This is a genomic window from Enterococcus gallinarum NBRC 100675 (genome assembly GCF_001544275.1).
GTDB classification, from domain to species: domain Bacteria; phylum Bacillota; class Bacilli; order Lactobacillales; family Enterococcaceae; genus Enterococcus_D; species Enterococcus_D gallinarum.
Window position 1 is genome coordinate 16944 of sequence record NZ_BCQE01000002.1, and the last position, 18888, is coordinate 35831.

17 protein-coding genes are annotated in these 18888 nt (G+C 39.7%); 5 read left to right on the forward strand and 12 right to left on the reverse strand.

The features are described 5' to 3' along the window. Window positions 1-340 precede the first annotated feature (340 nt). Window positions 341-1372, reverse strand: coding sequence for a tRNA preQ1(34) S-adenosylmethionine ribosyltransferase-isomerase QueA (queA, locus tag EG2_RS01245; RefSeq protein WP_060813163.1), 1032 nt, complete (start codon window positions 1370-1372; stop codon window positions 341-343). Between the two features lie 341 nt (window positions 1373-1713). On the opposite strand from queA, the gene EG2_RS01250 reads away from it, so the two are divergent. From EG2_RS01250 to EG2_RS01265, 4 genes are read left to right on the forward strand one after another with little or no spacing between them, the layout of a single operon-like run. Beyond that, the gene (locus EG2_RS01250; RefSeq protein WP_005470181.1) at window positions 1714-2880 is read left to right on the forward strand and encodes a betaine/proline/choline family ABC transporter ATP-binding protein; all 1167 of its coding nucleotides are present in this window, start codon (window positions 1714-1716) and stop codon (window positions 2878-2880) included. A 2-nt stretch (window positions 2881-2882) separates the two neighbouring features. After that, window positions 2883-3518, forward strand: coding sequence for an ABC transporter permease (locus EG2_RS01255; protein WP_003128241.1), 636 nt, complete (start codon window positions 2883-2885; stop codon window positions 3516-3518). Continuing rightward, complete coding sequence (locus tag EG2_RS01260) at window positions 3519-4439, forward strand: osmoprotectant ABC transporter substrate-binding protein (protein ID WP_003128240.1); 921 nt, start codon at window positions 3519-3521, stop codon at window positions 4437-4439. Window positions 4440-4443: 4 nt separating this feature from the next. Next, entirely contained in the window at window positions 4444-5106 is a 663-nt protein-coding gene (locus EG2_RS01265) for an ABC transporter permease (protein ID WP_003128239.1), read from the forward strand. A 53-nt stretch (window positions 5107-5159) separates the two neighbouring features. Here EG2_RS01265 and EG2_RS01270 read toward each other — a convergent pair whose 3' ends face one another. The 10 genes from EG2_RS01270 to EG2_RS01315 form a co-directional block, all read right to left on the reverse strand. Continuing rightward, entirely contained in the window at window positions 5160-6503 is a 1344-nt protein-coding gene (locus EG2_RS01270; RefSeq protein WP_060813164.1) for an ATP-binding cassette domain-containing protein, read from the reverse strand. Window positions 6504-6688: 185 nt separating this feature from the next. Continuing rightward, the gene (locus EG2_RS01275) at window positions 6689-7573 is read right to left on the reverse strand and encodes a helix-turn-helix domain-containing protein (protein ID WP_060813165.1); all 885 of its coding nucleotides are present in this window, start codon (window positions 7571-7573) and stop codon (window positions 6689-6691) included. A 222-nt stretch (window positions 7574-7795) separates the two neighbouring features. Further along, complete coding sequence (locus tag EG2_RS01280; RefSeq protein ID WP_060813166.1) at window positions 7796-8056, reverse strand: DUF6171 family protein; 261 nt, start codon at window positions 8054-8056, stop codon at window positions 7796-7798. 4 nt (window positions 8057-8060) lie between these two features. Then, window positions 8061-9506 (reverse strand): alpha-N-arabinofuranosidase, encoded by a 1446-nt coding sequence (locus tag EG2_RS01285; protein ID WP_060813167.1) that lies wholly within the window; start codon window positions 9504-9506, stop codon window positions 8061-8063. Window positions 9507-9516: 10 nt separating this feature from the next. After that, the gene (locus tag EG2_RS01290; RefSeq protein ID WP_060813168.1) at window positions 9517-11139 is read right to left on the reverse strand and encodes a glycoside hydrolase family 43 protein; all 1623 of its coding nucleotides are present in this window, start codon (window positions 11137-11139) and stop codon (window positions 9517-9519) included. Between the two features lie 14 nt (window positions 11140-11153). After that, entirely contained in the window at window positions 11154-12110 is a 957-nt protein-coding gene (locus EG2_RS01295) for a glycoside hydrolase family 43 protein (protein ID WP_060813169.1), read from the reverse strand. A 15-nt stretch (window positions 12111-12125) separates the two neighbouring features. Next, window positions 12126-12542, reverse strand: a complete 417-nt coding sequence (locus EG2_RS01300; protein WP_021150529.1) for a hypothetical protein — start codon at window positions 12540-12542, stop codon at window positions 12126-12128. 8 nt (window positions 12543-12550) lie between these two features. Next, entirely contained in the window at window positions 12551-13402 is an 852-nt protein-coding gene (locus EG2_RS01305; protein ID WP_060813170.1) for a carbohydrate ABC transporter permease, read from the reverse strand. 12 nt (window positions 13403-13414) lie between these two features. Beyond that, window positions 13415-14305, reverse strand: coding sequence for a carbohydrate ABC transporter permease (locus tag EG2_RS01310; RefSeq protein WP_172461430.1), 891 nt, complete (start codon window positions 14303-14305; stop codon window positions 13415-13417). Between the two features lie 44 nt (window positions 14306-14349). After that, window positions 14350-15600 (reverse strand): extracellular solute-binding protein, encoded by a 1251-nt coding sequence (locus EG2_RS01315; protein ID WP_060813171.1) that lies wholly within the window; start codon window positions 15598-15600, stop codon window positions 14350-14352. A 317-nt stretch (window positions 15601-15917) separates the two neighbouring features. Between EG2_RS01315 and EG2_RS01320 the strand changes: the two genes are divergently transcribed. Continuing rightward, complete coding sequence (locus EG2_RS01320; protein WP_060813172.1) at window positions 15918-16808, forward strand: ArsR/SmtB family transcription factor; 891 nt, start codon at window positions 15918-15920, stop codon at window positions 16806-16808. A gap of 139 nt (window positions 16809-16947) precedes the next feature. On the opposite strand, the gene EG2_RS01325 is transcribed toward EG2_RS01320, so the two are convergent. After that, the gene (locus tag EG2_RS01325) at window positions 16948-18771 is read right to left on the reverse strand and encodes an APC family permease (RefSeq protein ID WP_060813173.1); all 1824 of its coding nucleotides are present in this window, start codon (window positions 18769-18771) and stop codon (window positions 16948-16950) included. Window positions 18772-18888 lie beyond the last annotated feature (117 nt).

Below are 18888 nucleotides of genomic sequence, written 5' to 3' on the forward strand. Positions count from 1 at the left end.
TCTGTTGGTGGTCTTGTAAATATCGCAAACTCAATCTACTAAAAGTTGTTGAACGTACAAGTTTCACCTAGTATCAAGCGTGTAAAGTAACAGAAAAGCGTAACACAAAATCGAGAATCTTTTCGAAAAAAGGATACGTCTATTACGTTGTATCAGAACACACGAAACATGTGTAAGTTTGTAAAAGAAAACAAATTTTGAGAAACAATTGCTTTGCATGAACCAACCATCAGCGACCACCACTTATACCTTCCCTTAGTTATAAGCTGGACGACAAAAAAGCAGTTCAAAAAGTTGAGAAATATCTCAACTTAACGAGCCGCTCTTGTCGTTCAGTTTTTTATTTTAAGAACATGGCATCGCCAAAACTAAAGAAGCGATAACGTTCATCGATGGCATGCTGATAAGCTTCTAATGTTAGATCGCGTCCGGCAAAGGCACTGACCAACATTACCAATGTCGATTTCGGTAAATGGAAATTCGTTGAGAAGGCTTGGACAACTTTGAACTGATAGCCGGGGGTAATGAAAATACTCGTCCAGCCGCTGTCGGCTTTGATCTCGCCATCAAATTTGGTACCAATCGTCTCTAGTGTACGGATCGAAGTCGTTCCGACCGCAACGATTTTCCCACCATTTGCCCGCACATCGTTTAATTGGGCAGCCGCTTCTTCCGTCAACCGATAAAATTCACTGTGCATTTCGTGATCTGCAATATTATCGACGCTGACTGGGCGGAAAGTTCCTAGACCCACGTGCAAGGTCAAATAAACTAATTTGACCCCTTTATCAGCGATTTTCTCCAATAATTCTGGCGTAAAGTGCAAACCGGCCGTTGGTGCCGCTGCAGATCCATTCTCTTTGGCATAAACAGTTTGGTAACGATCTGGATCTTCCAATCGTTCCTTGATGTATGGCGGCAATGGCATTTCACCCAAAGATTCTAAAATCTCTAGGAAAATCCCATCATAGCTGAATCGAATGATTCGGCCACCATGTTCGAGTTCTTTTTCAACGACCGCTTCTAAGCGACCGTCGCCAAAGGTGATCTTCGTACCGACTTTTGCCCGCTTGGCAGGTTTGATTAATGTTTCCCAACTGTCCCCTTCGATATTGTTTAACAATAAAATCTCTAGATGGGCGCCGGTCTCGATTTTCTCGCCATAGATACGAGCAGGCAAAACGCGAGTATCATTCATCACAAGGGCATCGCCAGGAGCTAATTCATCAATAATGTCATAAAAATGTTTGTCTTCCATTGCACCGCTTTCTCGGTCCACGACCAATAGGCGGGAACTGGAGCGATCGCTAAGCGGCGTTTGAGCGATCAATTCTTCCGGTAACTCAAAGTCAAAATCTTCTGTTGTAAGCATGTCGTCACTCTCTTTCTTTCATATGCCCGTCTATTCTATCACGTTTTTATAGTCAGGGGAAAAAAACTGCTGCTTTCTCTAGGAACGCCCAACATAGCATTCGTAAAATACGCTTTTCTGCCCAAAACACAATGAATTTAAAATAACGGATAGAAAAATTACCAATGATTAAATTTCTATCATCAACTATTTCCGATTGGAGATTCCTCACTCTTTTCCACTAAAATATGCGAATATGAATAAAAAAGGCAGAATATTTGAATAACAGCCTACTTTTAGGCATACTATTTACAGAACCTAGGCATAACATTTGTTGCCTAAATAAAACTAGAGGTGAAATCATGATTGAATTTCAACATGTATCCAAAATCTATAAAGGCGGCAAAGTGGCTGTCGAAGATGTCAATCTATCCTTTGAAAAGGGAGAATTTATTTGTTTCATTGGTACCAGTGGGAGTGGTAAAACTACTTGTATGCGAATGATCAACCGTATGACAGACCCCTCCAAAGGAAAAATTCTGATTGATGGCAAAAGTGTGACCGATATCAATCCAGTAGAATTACGACGCCAAATCGGTTACGTGATCCAAAGCATCGGCTTGATGCCTCATATGACGATTCGAGAAAATATTACATTAGTACAAAAACTTTTGAAGGTCAGTCAAGAAGAAAGAAATAAGACAGCAGAGAAAATGATCGATCTTGTGGAACTTCCTCGTGAAATGCTGGATCGTTACCCTCACGAATTGTCTGGTGGACAACAACAGCGGATCGGTGTTGTTCGGGCTCTGGCAGCCGACCAAGATATCATTTTGATGGATGAACCTTTCGGTGCATTGGACCCCATCACTCGCGATTCACTGCAAGATTTGATCAAAGATTTGCAGGAACGTTTAGGTAAAACCGTCGTCTTCGTTACCCATGATATGGATGAAGCATTAAAGTTAGCTAGCCGCATCGTGATCATGAGCGAAGGACGCGTCATCCAATTTGATACACCGCAAAACATTCTGCGAAATCCTGCTACTACCTTTGTTGAAGAATTGATCGGTGAAGACCGCCTTCTGCAAGCAAAACCAGACACCACACCAGTTAAAGAAGTCATGCTCAAAACACCAATCGCCATCACTCCTGAAAAATCTTTACAAGAAGCGATTCGCCTGATGAGAGAAAAACGAGTAGATACATTGTTAGTGACGGATAATAGCAATGTCTTAAAAGGGTATATCGATGTAGAATCGATCGACCGCAATCGAGGCAAAGTAACCAGTGTCGGGGATATTCTTAATAAAGATGTTTTCTATGTAAAAGAAACAGCCTTACTGCGAGATACGTTGCAACGAATCCTTAAACGTGGTTTGAAATATGTGCCAGTCGTGGATGCTGAAAATCATTTGGTAGGAATTTTGACGCGTGCTTCATTAGTCGACATTGTTTATGACGTTATTTGGGGCGAGGAATCCTCCCTTCTTGAAGCGATCGAATCCGCAAAACCAGAGGAGGTCTAGCCATGCAAAGCTTCTTTAATGAATATGGCGGCCAATTGGTCACGAAAAGCATTGAGCATTTATACATCTCCTTTGCCGCATTATTTCTAGGCATTGTCGTTGCAGTCCCTTTGGGCGTTCTATTGACACGCTTTCCCAAAGCCGCTTCTATCGTGATCGGTGTGACTAGTGCCTTGCAAACTGTTCCCTCATTGGCACTATTGGCATTGATGATCCCGATTTTAGGGGTCGGTAAAGTCCCAGCTATTGTTGCACTCTTTATCTATTCTTTGCTGCCTATTTTGCGGAACACCTATATTGGCATGAAGAAAGTCGATTGGAATTATCGAGATGTCGCTAAAGGAATGGGAATGACTAACTTCCAATCGATCATTAGTGTGGAACTGCCGTTAGCGATCCCAACGATCATGGCGGGTATCCGCTTGTCAGCAGTCTATGTCTTAGCCTGGGCAACCTTGGCTTCGTACATTGGTGCAGGAGGTCTTGGAGACTTGATCTTTAGTGGATTGAATAACTATCAACCGGCATTGATTTTTGCCGGCACGATCCCAGTGACGATTTTTGCACTTTTAGCAGACTGGTTACTCGGATTACTTGAGAATAAACTAACACCAGCTGCATTAAAGGGGGATGCCTAAATGAAAATCAAAGCGAAATTTGGTCTTTTGTTATCCATGATCATTATTTTACTCTCAGGCTGCTCCTTTCCAGGACTTGCTTCTACATCTAATGAAGACACCGTAGCTATCACAGGAGGAATCACTTCTGAAGCTCAGATTCTTGGCGCTATTGTAGCAGGAATGGTAGAACATTATACGGACAAAAATACCACTGTCATTAATAACTTAGCAACAACGACGATCAATCATCAAGCAATGATGAACGGCGATGCGTCTATCTCTGCCGCTCGTTATACCGGAACAGATTTGACAACAACACTTGGCTTAGAGCCAGAATCTGATCCAACTGCTGCCTTCAATACCGTAAAAAAAGAATTTGAGAAACGTTACCATCAGACATGGTTCCCTTCCTACGGCTTTGATAACACATATGTTTTTCTAGTCAGAAAAGACACTGCAGAAAAATATAATCTGAAAAAAGTCAGTGATTTAAAAGGCGTTGCCGATCAGTTGGTTGCTGGTGTCGATACAGCTTGGATCACCCGTGAAGGTGACGGGTATGATGGCTTCCAAGAAGCATATGGCTTTTCTTTCAAAAACATTTTGCCTATGCAGATCGGTCTCGTTTACGATGCTGTTGACAACGGAAAAATGGATATCGTACTCGGGTATTCAACGGATGGACGGATCGCTAGTTATGACCTCGTAATGCTGGAAGATGATTTGAATTTCTTCCCACCTTATGATGCAGCTCCAGTAGTCGATGACAAATTAATCAAAGACACACCAGAAGTAGCGGACGCCTTGAACAAGCTTGCTGATACCATCTCCACTGAAAAAATGCAGCAACTAAATTATCAAGTTGATAATGACCTGTTGGAACCGACAGTGGTCGCAGAACGTTTCTTACAAGAAAATAATTATTTTGAAGGAGAGTGACGAAATGAATGACATGAATCTATTTCAACAATTTATTGCCTACTTTCAGGAAAATGGCGGTTATGTCTTTGCACAGTTTGTTCGTCACTTCCTGATCTCTATCTATGGCGTTTTATTCGCTGCAATCGTTGGTATTCCACTAGGAATCTGGATTTCTAAAAAGATGCGTATGGCCGATTGGGTGATCCGCATCGCCAATATCATCCAAACAATCCCTTCGCTAGCAATGATCTCGATTTTGATGATTGGAATGGGATTAGGCGTCAATGTCGTTATTCTGACGATTTTTCTCTACTCGCTCTTACCGATCATCAAAAACACCTATACCGGCATGCGCCAGGTAGACCGTAATACACTAGATGTTGGTAAAGGAATGGGCATGACAAGTTGGCAACGACTGTATATGATCGAATTGCCTTTATCCGTCTCCGTGATCATGGCAGGTATTCGTAATGCATTAGTCGTTGCAATTGGAATCACTGCCATTGGCGCCTTCGTAGGTGCTGGTGGCCTAGGTGATATCATCATCCGTGGGACAAATGCAACCAATGGCGCTTCAATCATTCTTGCCGGAGCTTTACCCACTGCATTGATGGCAATCATCACCGATTTAGGATTAGGCTTTATTGAACGACGTTTGGACCCAGCCAGTCGTTCGTCGAAATAACCGATATTCCCACCGTATTTAGGACCAAGTCCACATACGGTGGTTTTTTCTGTTTAATCCCTTAATTCGATGACGTTATCGTAGCACTGCTCCTCCTCGACCGTTACTTTATGGGCAACTTCTAAGACCGTTTGAGGTAACGAGTGAATGATCCTCTGTAACTTTTTGGTCGCCTCATGATCGAGTGCGGAAGTGCATTCGTCTAAAAGTACGATTTTGGGCTGTCGAATCAGCGTTCGAGCTAACACGACTCGCTGCTTTTGACCACCAGACAAATACTGACCATTCTCTCCAAGAAGCTTGTTTCCCCATTCTTGTGCGAGTAATGTCAAGTCTGTTTTCTCAAGAATTTCTTGATATTCCTTAGTAGAGAAAGTTTCATCAAAACAGATATTTTCTTTTAGCGAGGCATTCATTATGAAGGGCTCTTGAGGAACCAACAGCAGATCTGCTGGTTTCTCTGTCAAACTCTTTTTCTTCTCAACTTCAAGACTTCCTTGGTAATGAATTTCTTCATGTAAAAGCAATTGCAAGAATGTCGATTTTCCAATCCCCGAGCGTCCTCTGATCAGCACTTTTTCTCCTGCCTCAATCGTGTCATTTATCGGCTGAAAGAGCGGCCGTTCGCTTCTGTAAATAGTTAGATCACGAAAACAAATCCTTCCAGTAACAGAAGACCGTTGTTTCTTCGCAAAAGAAGGTGTAGAAGAACAGGACTTTGGTAATTTTTCGATAATTGGTTGCACAGAATGAAAGGTACCCATCAAAGCAATGCCTGAAATCAATGGATTAACGATAGTATTGGAAATTTGCACCAGACCCATCAGATTAGCCAGTGCTAACTGATTTTTCGCCACAAGGATTCCACCAATCATAATAGGAAAAAAGAAACAGATCGTTCCAACGGTATGAATCAGTGCAGAACTGATTTTGGTTAAGAAATTCATCTGCTGTAATTTTTGCTCCATGGTATCAATTCCCGCAGCATTTTTTTCAAAAAAATAGTTTTGACTTTGGAACATCCTGATGACAGTAAGACCAGCAACCATTTCTTTAAAAGTTGAAATAAAAATCGCATTTGCAGCCGACCACTCTTTAGAAGCGCGCTTGATTTTTGTTTCAAAAAGATGAGGTATAAACAACGGAATGAGTGAAAAGGCAATAAAAACCATGGCCATCTGCAGATCGTAGAAAACAGCAGTTATCAACGAGAGAACAAAAGTGGCTAATAATTTTACAATTTGAAAAAAACTACCTAAATAATTTTGTTCTAACAGTTTCAAATCATTCGACACAAAGTTAAGCGCCTCTCCCGATGGAATATTACAGTCACTTTCCGACAAAAGACGCTCGTAAACGCATTTGTAGCCGACGTCAAAATCATCAATAAAAGACAAAAAAGCATTCTTCTTTTTGACGTATATTCAAAAATCAAATTCACTTAACCTCCTCCTATCCTAAGAACTTTTGTTGTTAGCAACACTATAGAATAGAAAGAAACAAGGAACAAGTGAAGGATAATTCACTTGTTCCTTTTCTGGAATTTAAGCAAAATAAATGTGAGACAGCACGGAAGGATACCCTACTGTCCAGAGAATAAGTCTTGGCTTTCCTCCAAAAGATCTTTTGGGAGATGGACCTCAAAATAAGCCAACATTTCCGTAAACCCCTTTAAATAATAGGCCTGACCATTGAGTTGTGCCAGTACAAATGCTTTCTTCATATATAAAAGTCCCTTTGCATCATTCATCTTGTGTAAAGAAATCCCTAACTGAAGATATAACCCCGGCAAAATAAACAGCGATTTATTCTGGACTTCTTTTATAGATAACCGACAATTGGTTATGACTTTTCCCCACTCTTGATCGATTAGCAATCCCGTATTGATAACATAGGTCAATGCACTATCTTTTATGAAATCAATGGATTGCGCAAGTACCAATGACTTTTTTGAATACGAACTGACTTGGATATATTGAATCAGAATATTTGTATGTAAATCCTTAAATGGTTGCTCTAAAATGATTGGGTTATTTTCAAGAAGTTGTTCTAAGTGAAATAACGTCTGCTCATTATTTTCACCATAATACGCTGTCATAATACTTAGAAACTTATACGTAATTGTGCCACGGATATATTTATGACTGATTTGCGCCAACTTTTCCGTAAGAGCTTCATTGATCTGATCAAATGCTCCATTTTCATAAAGAGAAGTAAACGTCACTTTTATCTCATCAAGCGCTGCTTGATCCTTCGCATAGACTCGATGAAATAATTCTTCCATGGAGATTCCTAATTTTTGACAAATATGCAGTAATATTTCCGTACTAGGACTTACAGAGCCATTTTCGATATTGATCAAATGCCTTGTCGAAAAAAATCCTTCTGTAATATTATTTTGAGTCAACTGCTTTTCTCTACGTATCTCCTTAATTACAGAGCCAATAGAATTGTTCGTATTTTCCACAAATTCAACTCCTAAAGAGCTCCCGAAGTGAGAGTTCCTCTTATTATCGAAAAATTGGTACAAAAATCATTTTCTCTATCTTAACACAGAGGCAAGGACAATGTTTTAGCTGAAAAAACAAAAAAGCCTACGGAAATGAGACCATAGACTTTCTTTAGTTTCGTTCTATCAATACCTTATGAAATTCAGTTCTGCTAAGTCTTCGAACTACAAACAGGACGGTTATTGAATGATCTGCCCTGTTTGTGCCCACATTCCAGCAGGACAATTTTTCTTAGCTAGATTTGCTCGAAATTTATAAAAGCAACCACATTTGGTACAGGTGTGCTGGGAACGAAATGTACAAGCCTCACAAATGGTAATACGGTGCTTAACGACTTCAAGGACAGCAAGATTGCTCTCAATTGCAAGTTGTTCTGCAATCAATGCTTCTACATCAGTTGCTACAGCTGTTTCTTTAATATCGCAACCTTTACACGTCATAGAATCACCCCACTAAAGACAGTGTCAATACACTCATCGCTGGAACATTAACCGTTAATTGATTATCGTTGATTGAATAGTCATCGAAATCTTGGATCACTACATCTTCTGGATGATCAAAATCATTGTGTGCGTTCATTTTGTCCCCGACAATATAGCGCGCTTCTTTGACTTCATTGATCGCTGTTTCAAAGGAGAAGAATAATTCTTCCGTACCTTTGGTAGCAAAATTACAAACAGATAGATGGATCGTATCCTCCTTTTTCGAAATCGTATAGGTAATGGTATCGCTGCTAGTTCCATGGCTATCAATGGTTTCAGCATCTTGATGGACTTTGTACAAATCAAAAACATGATAGCTTGGGGTTTTCACCATTTGTTCGCCATCTGTCAAAATCATCGCTTGCAAGACGTTGACTGTCTGGGCAATATTTGCCATATGCACGCGTTTGGCATGTTTATGGAAAATATTCAAGGTGATGGCTGCGACCATCGCATCACGGATCGTGTTTTGCTGATATAAAAATCCTGGATTTGTTCCGGGTTCCGCAGTAAACCAGGTTCCCCACTCATCAACAATGATCCCGACGCGCTGTTCTGGATCATATTGATCCATGATAGCACTGTGACGGGTCAATAATTCATCCATGTAGGCTGCTTTTTCACAAGTCACTTGCCACTCTGTCTCATCAAATTCCAGCGCACTGCCTTTTTCTTCCCAACCTTTGGGATGAACGTAGTAGTGCAAGCTTAGGCCGTCCATCAGCCAATGGGCATTCTTCATCAATGTTTCTGTCCAATGATAATCATCTACATTTGCTCCACCAGCAACTTTATAGATTTTTTTGTCACCGTATTGGCGGACATAGGTTTGATAACGACGATACAGATCCGCATAGTACTCTGGTCGCATGTTGCCGCCGCAACCCCAGTTTTCGTTTCCTACGCCAAAGAATTTCATTTCCCACGCTTCTTCATGACCGTTTTCTCTGCGAAGATCGGCCATCGGGGAAATGCCATCCATCGTGATGTATTCCACCCATTCTGACATTTCTTGCACCGTTCCGCTACCAACATTTCCATTGACATACGCATCACATTCCAGCTGCTTGATCAATTCAAAAAATTCATGGGTCCCGAAATGATTGTTCTCAGTCACCCCACCCCAGTGCGTGTTGACCATCGTTTTTCGATTTTCTTTTGGTCCAATCCCATCTTTCCAATGGTATTCATCAGCGAAACAACCGCCAGGCCAGCGTAAGACAGGAATTTTGATATTTTTCAAAGCTTCCACAACATCTGTACGCATCCCATTCTTGTTTGGAATAGGCGAATCTTCTCCTACATATAAGCCTTCATAAATACAACGGCCAAGGTGTTCTGAAAAGTGCCCGTAGATATATTTACTGATGGGTGTTCCTGATTTTGTGTTTTGAATGTTAATTGTCATTGTTATACTCCTATTCTTTGATTCCCCAAATGGACTCATTATTATCGCCAATCGTTGAGAACGTTAATTTTTGCTGTTCGAATTCTGTTATATCCTGAGTTAATATGGTTCCTTTGAAGGTAGTATCTGTGAAGGTCATTGTGATGTGTCCGGCATCGTATGTCCAAGTCCCGGTCAACTCTCCAGTGATGTTTCCATCTTTTTGAAGCTCGATCATCTGCGTTTTTAGCATGGTCGTTCCATTATCGGTGCCATGGTTAATGATTTCATAGCGTCCGATAATTTCATCTGCTGTCAAAGCATCTGCTACTTGTTCATTGCCTCGATACTCATAGGGTGCTGGAACTGGCCAGCCCTCCTCATTCATATACATTCTGTTGACCCGCACTTCATGGGCTTCGGTTCCATTGTTAAAGCGCGTATGATACACCAAGGACCACTGACCATTCTCATCGATGATCGCCGAATTGTGTCCCGCTGCTCGGTACCCCATTTGTTGAAACGAGAATTGGTAATTACCAATCAATTTAATACCATAGTTTGAATTTTGCTCTCCTTGTTCCAAAATTGGACTATTTCCTTGAGCATCGAGGTAAGGTCCTTCAGGTTTTTCCGCGCGAAAGAGTCGCATATTGTACCCACCTTTTGCTGCTAAACCACCGTAAGTGACGAATAAGTAATAATAACCGGTTTCTTTATCATAAACAATATAGGGACCTTCTCCTGATTGGTGATAGCCGCCAAAAAGCTTGATCCCGAAATAACGATCAATGATACGTCCGTCTTCCGTCGTGCTATCTTCCCCAGGATACATTGGTTTTCCAGTTGCTGGATCAACTTCTAATAAGAAGATACCGCCAGACCAAGAACCATAGGTCATCCATAGTTTTCCCTCTTCATCATAAAACAAAGCTGGATCAATGGCGTTTGGCGCATAATCGGTGTTATATGTCAGACCATCTTCGATCGCCCAGTTTTCGCTGAAACCGCTGATTTTTCCCTCTTTGATCAATTTCGCCAAATGGGTATTTTGATAGTTTGTATTGCGCTCACTACCATCTGTCGAATCTTTTTCTGTAAAGCCAGAATAGATCACAGTATCCGCATAACTATATGGACCTTCAATCGTTTTAGCTACAGCTAATCCAATCGCTGAACGGCGCCAAGTAGAACTTGCGGAATAGTACAACATATAGGCCCCTTTATCACCATTTGACCATTCATAATCAGCATTCCAAATGACATCTGGTGCCCAAAGGCTGTAACCACCTTGTGAATCGGCATCATCGTAGCCTGCCCATTCAAAAGTTTCAGCTAGATTTTCTTTTGTGTTACCATAGATCATATTGTCTTCCATTGATTCATATTCGTGAGTGAAAGGTACTTCCCAAGTTTGTAAATCTGCGGTTTTCGCCTGGGCGAGATGCGAACCAAATACGTAAAACAGCTCTTGGTCACCAACATGAATAGAAGTAATCGATGGGTCATGAATCGACACTCGATTTTTTGTCGTTGTTTCCCACTCCTTTTGTGAAAGTTGCTCAGCGGCGTCTCCTGTTTGACAGCCAGCAAGAAAAAAACTAGTAAAAAAAACGGACATGGTTAAACAGAGCATTTTTCTTTTTGTATTCATTTTTTCCCTCTCTTTTATCCTTTGACTGCACCGGGTTCACCAAAATCTGGTAGTCCATTTTTATCCCAAGTAAACGGTTGGACATACGCATGTCGATTGGGATTTTCTAAAGGATTACTATAATCATTTATTTCTGGTCTTGCATGATACACTAAGATCTCTTGTTTCCCTTCCTCATCGACTGTAAAGGAGTTATGTCCTGGTCCGTAGAGGGAATTTTGTTCCGAACTCGAAAAAACCGGTTCCTTCAACTTATGCCAAGAATATCCATTCAATAGATCACTATCCTCATCTGCCCACAACAGTCCCATCACATAGTTTTCATCCGTCGCACTTGCTGAATAAGTAATGATCACTTTTCCATTCCTAATCAAAGCAGCAGGTGCTTCGTTTACTTTGAAGCCGATTTTTTCCCATTCATAATAAGGAATACTCAGAAGAATCTGCTTTCCTTTCAAAGTCCAAGGATTTTCCATCTCTGATAAGTAAAGATTAGAATTGCCTGGAATATTTGGATCCGCTTGTGCCCAGATATAATACAATCGGTTCCTGTGTTCAAATACCGTAGCATCTAAGCTGAAACTTTCAAATTGCGTCTTGATCTGCCCTTTTTCTACCCACTCGCCTTCAAAGGGATCTTCATTCGCATTTTCGATCGCAAACATCCGATGATGATGCTGATCATTTCTGACTTCTCCATGATCTGCAGCAGCAAAATAGATGTACCATTTTCCCTGAATAAAATGGATCTCTGGCGCCCAAATCAGCTCACTCATGGGGCCTTCGGCATGAGCCGTCCAGATAACTTTTACTTCACCGTCAGCCAGTCCTTTTAAGGTTTTCGCACGTCTTAATTCGATTTCCTGATATCCTGGTTTTGATCCAGTGAAATAATAATATCCATCGGTATGCTTGTATATCCATGGATCTGCTCGTTCTAATACAATTGGTTCCAAATAATTTTCTGCCATAAATTCTACACCTTCTTAAAAATATCCATCTTCAGTTTTTAACGTTCTCAATGCTTTATTTTTTGATATATACAAAATAGTTGCAAGTAAATAGAATACAATACCGATGACATCATAGATGACTAAATGAATGATGACACAGGCAATCATCCATCTCATAGTTCCTTTATTGATTTGTTTATCTCTCATATTTTTAGCGTTGATCCAACTGATCACACCCATTAAGATAGTCGCTAAAGCAACGATCATGACTACTTTTGAGATCATACCTACAAGGCTTGATTGCAAATATTCATATTGATTTTTATTTTGAAAAGCAGCGATTCCTTGTTCTTCAAACCAAGGATAATAGCCAAACATTGTAACTAACCCGATCAACACATCCCAGACAGCACTGACCCGTAATAAATTTCTTTCTATTTTTCTGTTCATAAGTTTCACTATCCTTTTATTCCCGCATTTAAGTTCATAGATTCAATGAAATATTTTTGGGCAAATAAAAACAGCAGTACTGTTGGAATAATGGCAATCAATGCTGATCCCATTAACTGTCCAATCATTCGATAATTGCCATAAATGTCTTGTAGTAATAGCAAACCGGCTGTGATCGGCATTTTGCTGACATCCGTATACACGATCACCGGCCATAAGAAATCATTCCAAGACCCAGTGAAAGAAAAGAGTCCAGCAACAATCAGAACAGGTTTGATCAACGGAACGATGATCTCGGAAAAAATCGTAAACTCATCTGCACCATCCATTCTTGCCGACTCGTCAAATTCAAGCGGGATGCCTTTCATAAACTGTCGCACAAGAAAGATATTCCCCATCCCTGCTAATCCCGGAATGATCATAGCAAGTGATGAATTGACCCAACCAAATGTTTCGATAATTTTGTAGGAAGGAATCAAATTAACTACTCCAGGGAACATAGAAATCCCCATTAGAATATAAAAGATACGGTCTCGGTATTTGAAACGCATTCTGCCATAGCCATAAGCTGTTACAGAAACAACAATTACCACTAAGATAGTATGAGTAACGGCAATAAAAAGAGAATTCCACAGCCATTGCATGATTGGTGCAGTAGAAGTATTAGTCAAGATTGCTACATAATTATCTAAAATCCAGTTAACTGGCAATAGTCGAAACCCGGTAGAAACGATTTCAGTTTGAGAACGAAAAGAAGTTGCAAAACTAAAAATCAATGGAATTACCCAGATAATACATAAAGTGATTAAAAATAAATATGCGACTAGCATACTAGGTATATGTTTCTTTTGTGTATTCATCTTTTTGCCCCCTTAAGTATTGCTTTTATCTAATAGAAAATATTGAAATACAGATACACACATAATAATTAGTCCTAATATGACAGCCATTGCTGAAGCCATCCCTGCAATTGATTCCCCTTGACTAAATGCTAATGAACGAATGTACATCATTAATACAGTAGTACTTCGATTGGGTCCACCGCCAGTCATCATCAGCGGTTGCGCAAAAACATTGAATGCACCGGCAGTTGTCATAACAATTGTATATAGAAGAGGAAAACGAATAGATGGCAATGTTACATTAAAGAATTTTTGAACTGGTCCGGCACCATCGATTTCAGCAGCCTCATATAAATCTTCGTTTACTCCTGCCAGAGCCGAGCGATAAATGATCATATTCCCACCAATCGCTCCCCATATACTGACAACAAATATCAAGATCCAAGCATATGGCTGTTTAGAAGCCCATGAAAAATCATATCCAAAAATGTTATTTACAGCTCCCAATCTCGAGTGAAAAATTAGTGACCAAATCAGAGATCCCGCTGATACTGAAATAAGACCTGGAATATATAGAATTGCTTGAAAAAGACCTTTCATTTTCACTTTTTTATGTTGTAGAGCCGCTGCAATCATCAAAGGAATAATGATCTGTAAGGGAACCATGATCAAAACGAAAATAAAAGTATTTTTCAAACCATTCCAAAATTGAGTGTAAAACGTAGAAGAACTATCAAATAATAATGTCTTATAGTTGTTTAGACCTATCCAAACAGGATCCGAAATCAAGTTCCACTGAGTAAATGAAGCATAAACACCATAGAGCGTTGGAATACATACAAAAATAATAAAGAGAACCATATGCGGTCCAATAAATGCAATTGAAGCCCAATTAATGTTCTTTTTTTTCATTCCTTTCATTCCCTTCAAAAAATCCGAAAGGGGATAGTTTTATCCCCTTTAATTTATTTCGCCACTTCCGCAATTTTATCTTCTACATACTGCTGCATCGTAGCTAAACCTTCATCTAAATCTAGTTCACCATAAGCAATATCTGTACAATAGACATCTAGTGCTTCTAAAACATAAGAGAAATAAACATAGTCAAAGATATATAGTGTGTCTTCTTCTTCTGGTGTTGATGTAAAGAAAGATTGTGGATATTTTTTATAATCATCGCTTTCTAAAACATCTTTACTGGCAACGATTTGCCCAGCTTTAGCCCATTCAATCGAGTTAGTACGAACAAACTCCAAGAATTTTGCGATAACTTCCTTTTTTTCTTCTGTTCTAGACTCACTCTTCAGCATGCCAAACATATGAGAAGCTGCTCGGTTGGTTGCGATGTCATCTGAAGTCGAATAAATATTTGTTACACCCCAATTTAGCCCTTCAACGGCATCGTGAGCGGTGGAAGTCCAAGTACCATCTGTTGATAAGAGTACGTTTCCGCCTTGGAACATCAAATAGCCATCTTCTCCATAAGGAGTCATTAAACCTGCATCTGTTAACGCTTTTATTTTTTCCAATGCTTCTTTCATTTCCGGCGTATTCACCGTCGGGTTCCCAGCATCGTCAGAAATCGCGCCGCCTAAGTTACGGATCTGTGCCAAGATAACCCAAGAAAGCAAAGCGTTATTCACAACATAATCGCCTTCATCCATTTTTCCTGCTAAAGACATCATTTCATCAAACGTCACGATGTTGTCGTCTAACCAAGAAGTGACATTGTATTTTTCTAAAAGATCTTGATTGTAATACATTGCACTGGCATGGATATCTAATGGGATCGTATATTGAGTATCGCCGATTTTTCCTGCATTCCAAGCAGTATCTAAATAATTGCTCTCTTCTAACTCTGGTTGATACGAAATCAAAGGCTCAACTGTATCAAGAATGCCTGAATTAACAAACTCCTCAACTTTATAAGAATGCATTAGTGTCAAATCAGGGATACCATTTTTAGAGCTAACAACTGTACTTAATTTTGTATACATATCCGAAGTAATCACATGATTTATTTTGTAATCTGAATCAGATTGTTCATTAAATTCATCTACAATCTTATCCATATAGGCACCATCATCACCAGTGAGTGGGGACCAAAAATTGATTGTATATTTTTCTTTTTCTGAAGCGCGGTACCTGTTAAACCCAACGAGAGCAACTGCAACTACTGCAACCAATGCGCCAATAATAATAAGTTTCTTTTTCATGATTTACCCTCTTTCATTGAAATTGAATTGTAATCTTTGAAGCCAATAGCCCTATCCTCCTCGTCAACACTAATTAAACAATCATGTATAATTTCATTATTTATATTCAGCGTTTGCAAACACTTTCAATTTACAACTAAATAATAGCGTTATTTGTAATCGCTGTCAACAATATTTTGATTAAATATATCCAAGTAATATCGATATTAATTAATGTTTATATTAATAATTATCGTTGTAAATAAACTTATTTACACAAATTAACAAATATGTTAACATTCAAGTAAATCATTTATAACTATAACGGGGGTGAAATGATGCAATTAGAAATCAATCAAGAAGCATTGCCAGTCTATGAAGCACTGGCGAGTAATGTACGCATCAAAATCATTCAACTACTTGCCAAAAACAAAATGAATGTGAAAGAAATCGCACAAGAATTAGGGCTAAGTAGTGCTATTGTCACAATGCATATCAAAAAACTAGAGCAAGCAAAAATCATTAAGACAGAACGTGTTGGGCAGCGAAAGATTTCCAGTCTGCGCGTTGACCACATTGATATCAATTTTCCAGAAAAAATCTTTAATGCCTTTGATACTAGAGAAACATCAATCCCAATTGGGCATTATACAAATTATTCTGTCGAACCAACTTGCGGATTAGCAACACTCAACGGCTTTATTGGTTCAGTAGACGAACCTAAATTTTTTATGGATCCGACTCGAATGGATGCTCGGATTCTTTGGTTCACAAAAGGGTTTGTTGAATATCAGTCTCCAAACTTCCTGTCTTCAGACGAGAAACTAGAAATGCTTGAGATTTCTATGGAAATCTCTTCTGAATTTCCTTTTTCTAATAACAACTGGCCATCTGACATTACCTTTACATTGAATGGAATCGAATTGGGAAGCTGGACAAGTCCCGGAGACTTTGCGGATATTCGCGGTAAGTTTACGCCAGATTGGTATCCGGATAACTTGAATCAATACGGTCTATTGAAAACAATTCGAATCATGGATCATGGAACGTATATGGAAGGTGAGCCACTGTCAAAAGTCACAATCAAGGACATTCCTGCTTATGAAGATACTTGGCATTTAAGAGTTGAGGTAAAAGAAGATGCTAAAAACATCGGGGGATGTACATTGTTTGGCAAAGGGTTTGGTAATTATGATCAAGATATTAAAATCAAAATGTTTTACAGCTAAACATTTTTAGGAATCACAGGCACACTCTCTCATCATTTTTGATGTGCGATAAAAGATTCCTTCGCTGAAAATAAGACAAAAAAGACCATCTCACTCGGTATTAGAGTTAGATAGTCTTTTTTTGATTATAGAACTTAATCTATTTCTTCAAATGATAACTGTAAGTTCCTACAACAATGTTTTCACGCCATGATAAACGGAATCTTAGACGTAGACTTGTTTGGTTGTGTAAAATATTTTGCCAGCGACGACGTGGCACGAACTGTGGAATGATAACTGTCGTCGTATAATTGTGTTTCGTTGCGTTTTTGCTGACTAAATCCACATAACGAATGATTGGATTTTCAATCGAACGATAAGAAGAATGCACTACAGAAAAACGGACATCTGGGAAATTTTGTTTGAACTCTTGCTCAATTTCTTTTTCCTTCTTGACATCTTCATCTAAAGATACGTGCATTGCAACTACATAATCTCCGATGGATTGTGCATAATTCAAAGCCCCGATATTTACACGGGTCACATTTCCCACTAATACGATAACGGTATTGCCATCATATTTGTGGAGTGCCACTTCTTTTTCCAAACGTAGCTGCTCAGCGACTTTCTTATAATGATCATGGATCTTATAAAAGACAAACAGTAGGATTGGCATGATGATAAAGAATGGCCAGATGTCACCTAGACGATAAACAAACAAGATCGCAATGATCGCAAAAGAAATCAACGCTCCGACGATGTTGGCCAATGATTTCAAGAACCATCCTTTACCAGCTTTCTTCCATCGAACCACCATTCCTGTTTGTGAGAGCGCAAATGGAATGAATACGCCAATCGAATAAAGTGGAATCAACCGTTCCGTCGATCCTTGGAAAATGAACAATAGAACGATCGAACCTGCTGCCAGCGTAATGATCCCATTAGAATAACCCAAGCGGTCTCCCCGATCTTGGTACATATGAGGCATGTATTTATCTTTCGCTAAGTTATAAGCTAACACTGGGAATGCGGAGAATCCAGTATTCGCCGCAACTGCTAAAATCAAAGCTGTTGCGAACTGCAGAACGTAATACATGAATCCGTGACCGAAGATCGCAGCTCCGATTTGCGAAAGGACCGTTACTTCTGCTTCTGGAACGATTCCATACCAATAGTTGATGAATGTGATCCCCACAAAGAAGAAACCTAGGATCGCAGCCATGATCGTCAATGTTGCAGCTGCATTTTTTGCTCGCGGCTTTTTGAAAAACGGCACAGCATTACTGATTGCTTCTACCCCTGTCAATGAAGAAGAACCAGAAGAAAAAGCGCGTAAGATCAATGCGACAGAAACCCCTGGCACAACAGCACCTGGTAAGGCTGTGGCATTTAACGGCTGTACCCCAGTGATAATATTAAATAATCCTACAAGAATCAAGATCGTGATCACAGCGATAAAGGTGTATACAGGAACCATCAAGAAACTCGCAGATTCTCGTAATCCCCGTAAGTTCATCATCATAATCAGTAAAACGATAGTGATCGAGATACCCACCTGATGCCCATATAGAGCGGGTACTGCAGAAGTAATCGCTTCTGCCCCAGCCGATACCGAAACGGCAACAGTCAGCATGTAGTCGATCAATAAAGAGCCACCAGCGATCAATCCTGCATTCTTGCCTAAATTCTCACTACTAACGACATACGCCCCACCACCATGAGGATACGCATGAATGATTTGACGATAGGATAAGGTCAATGAAATCAACAAGATAATAACGAATGCGGCGATCGGTAGTGAATACCAGATAGCAGCAGCTGACAAAGCAACTAAGACAACAACGATTTGTTCGGTCCCATAAGCAATTGATGACAATGCATCCGAAGATAACAAAGCCAACGCGGCTTTCCTTGTCAATTTTTGTTCATCATTCTCCGCGGATTTCAATGGACGTCCGACCAACAAACGTTTCAAATATTCCACTTTTTTACACTCCTTTTTTCATGAAAAAGATCATAATTGCACATACAAAATTTCTTTGATAATTACTGAATTAACAAGACTGTATGCTACTCCTGAAACCGACAAAAGTCAATGAAA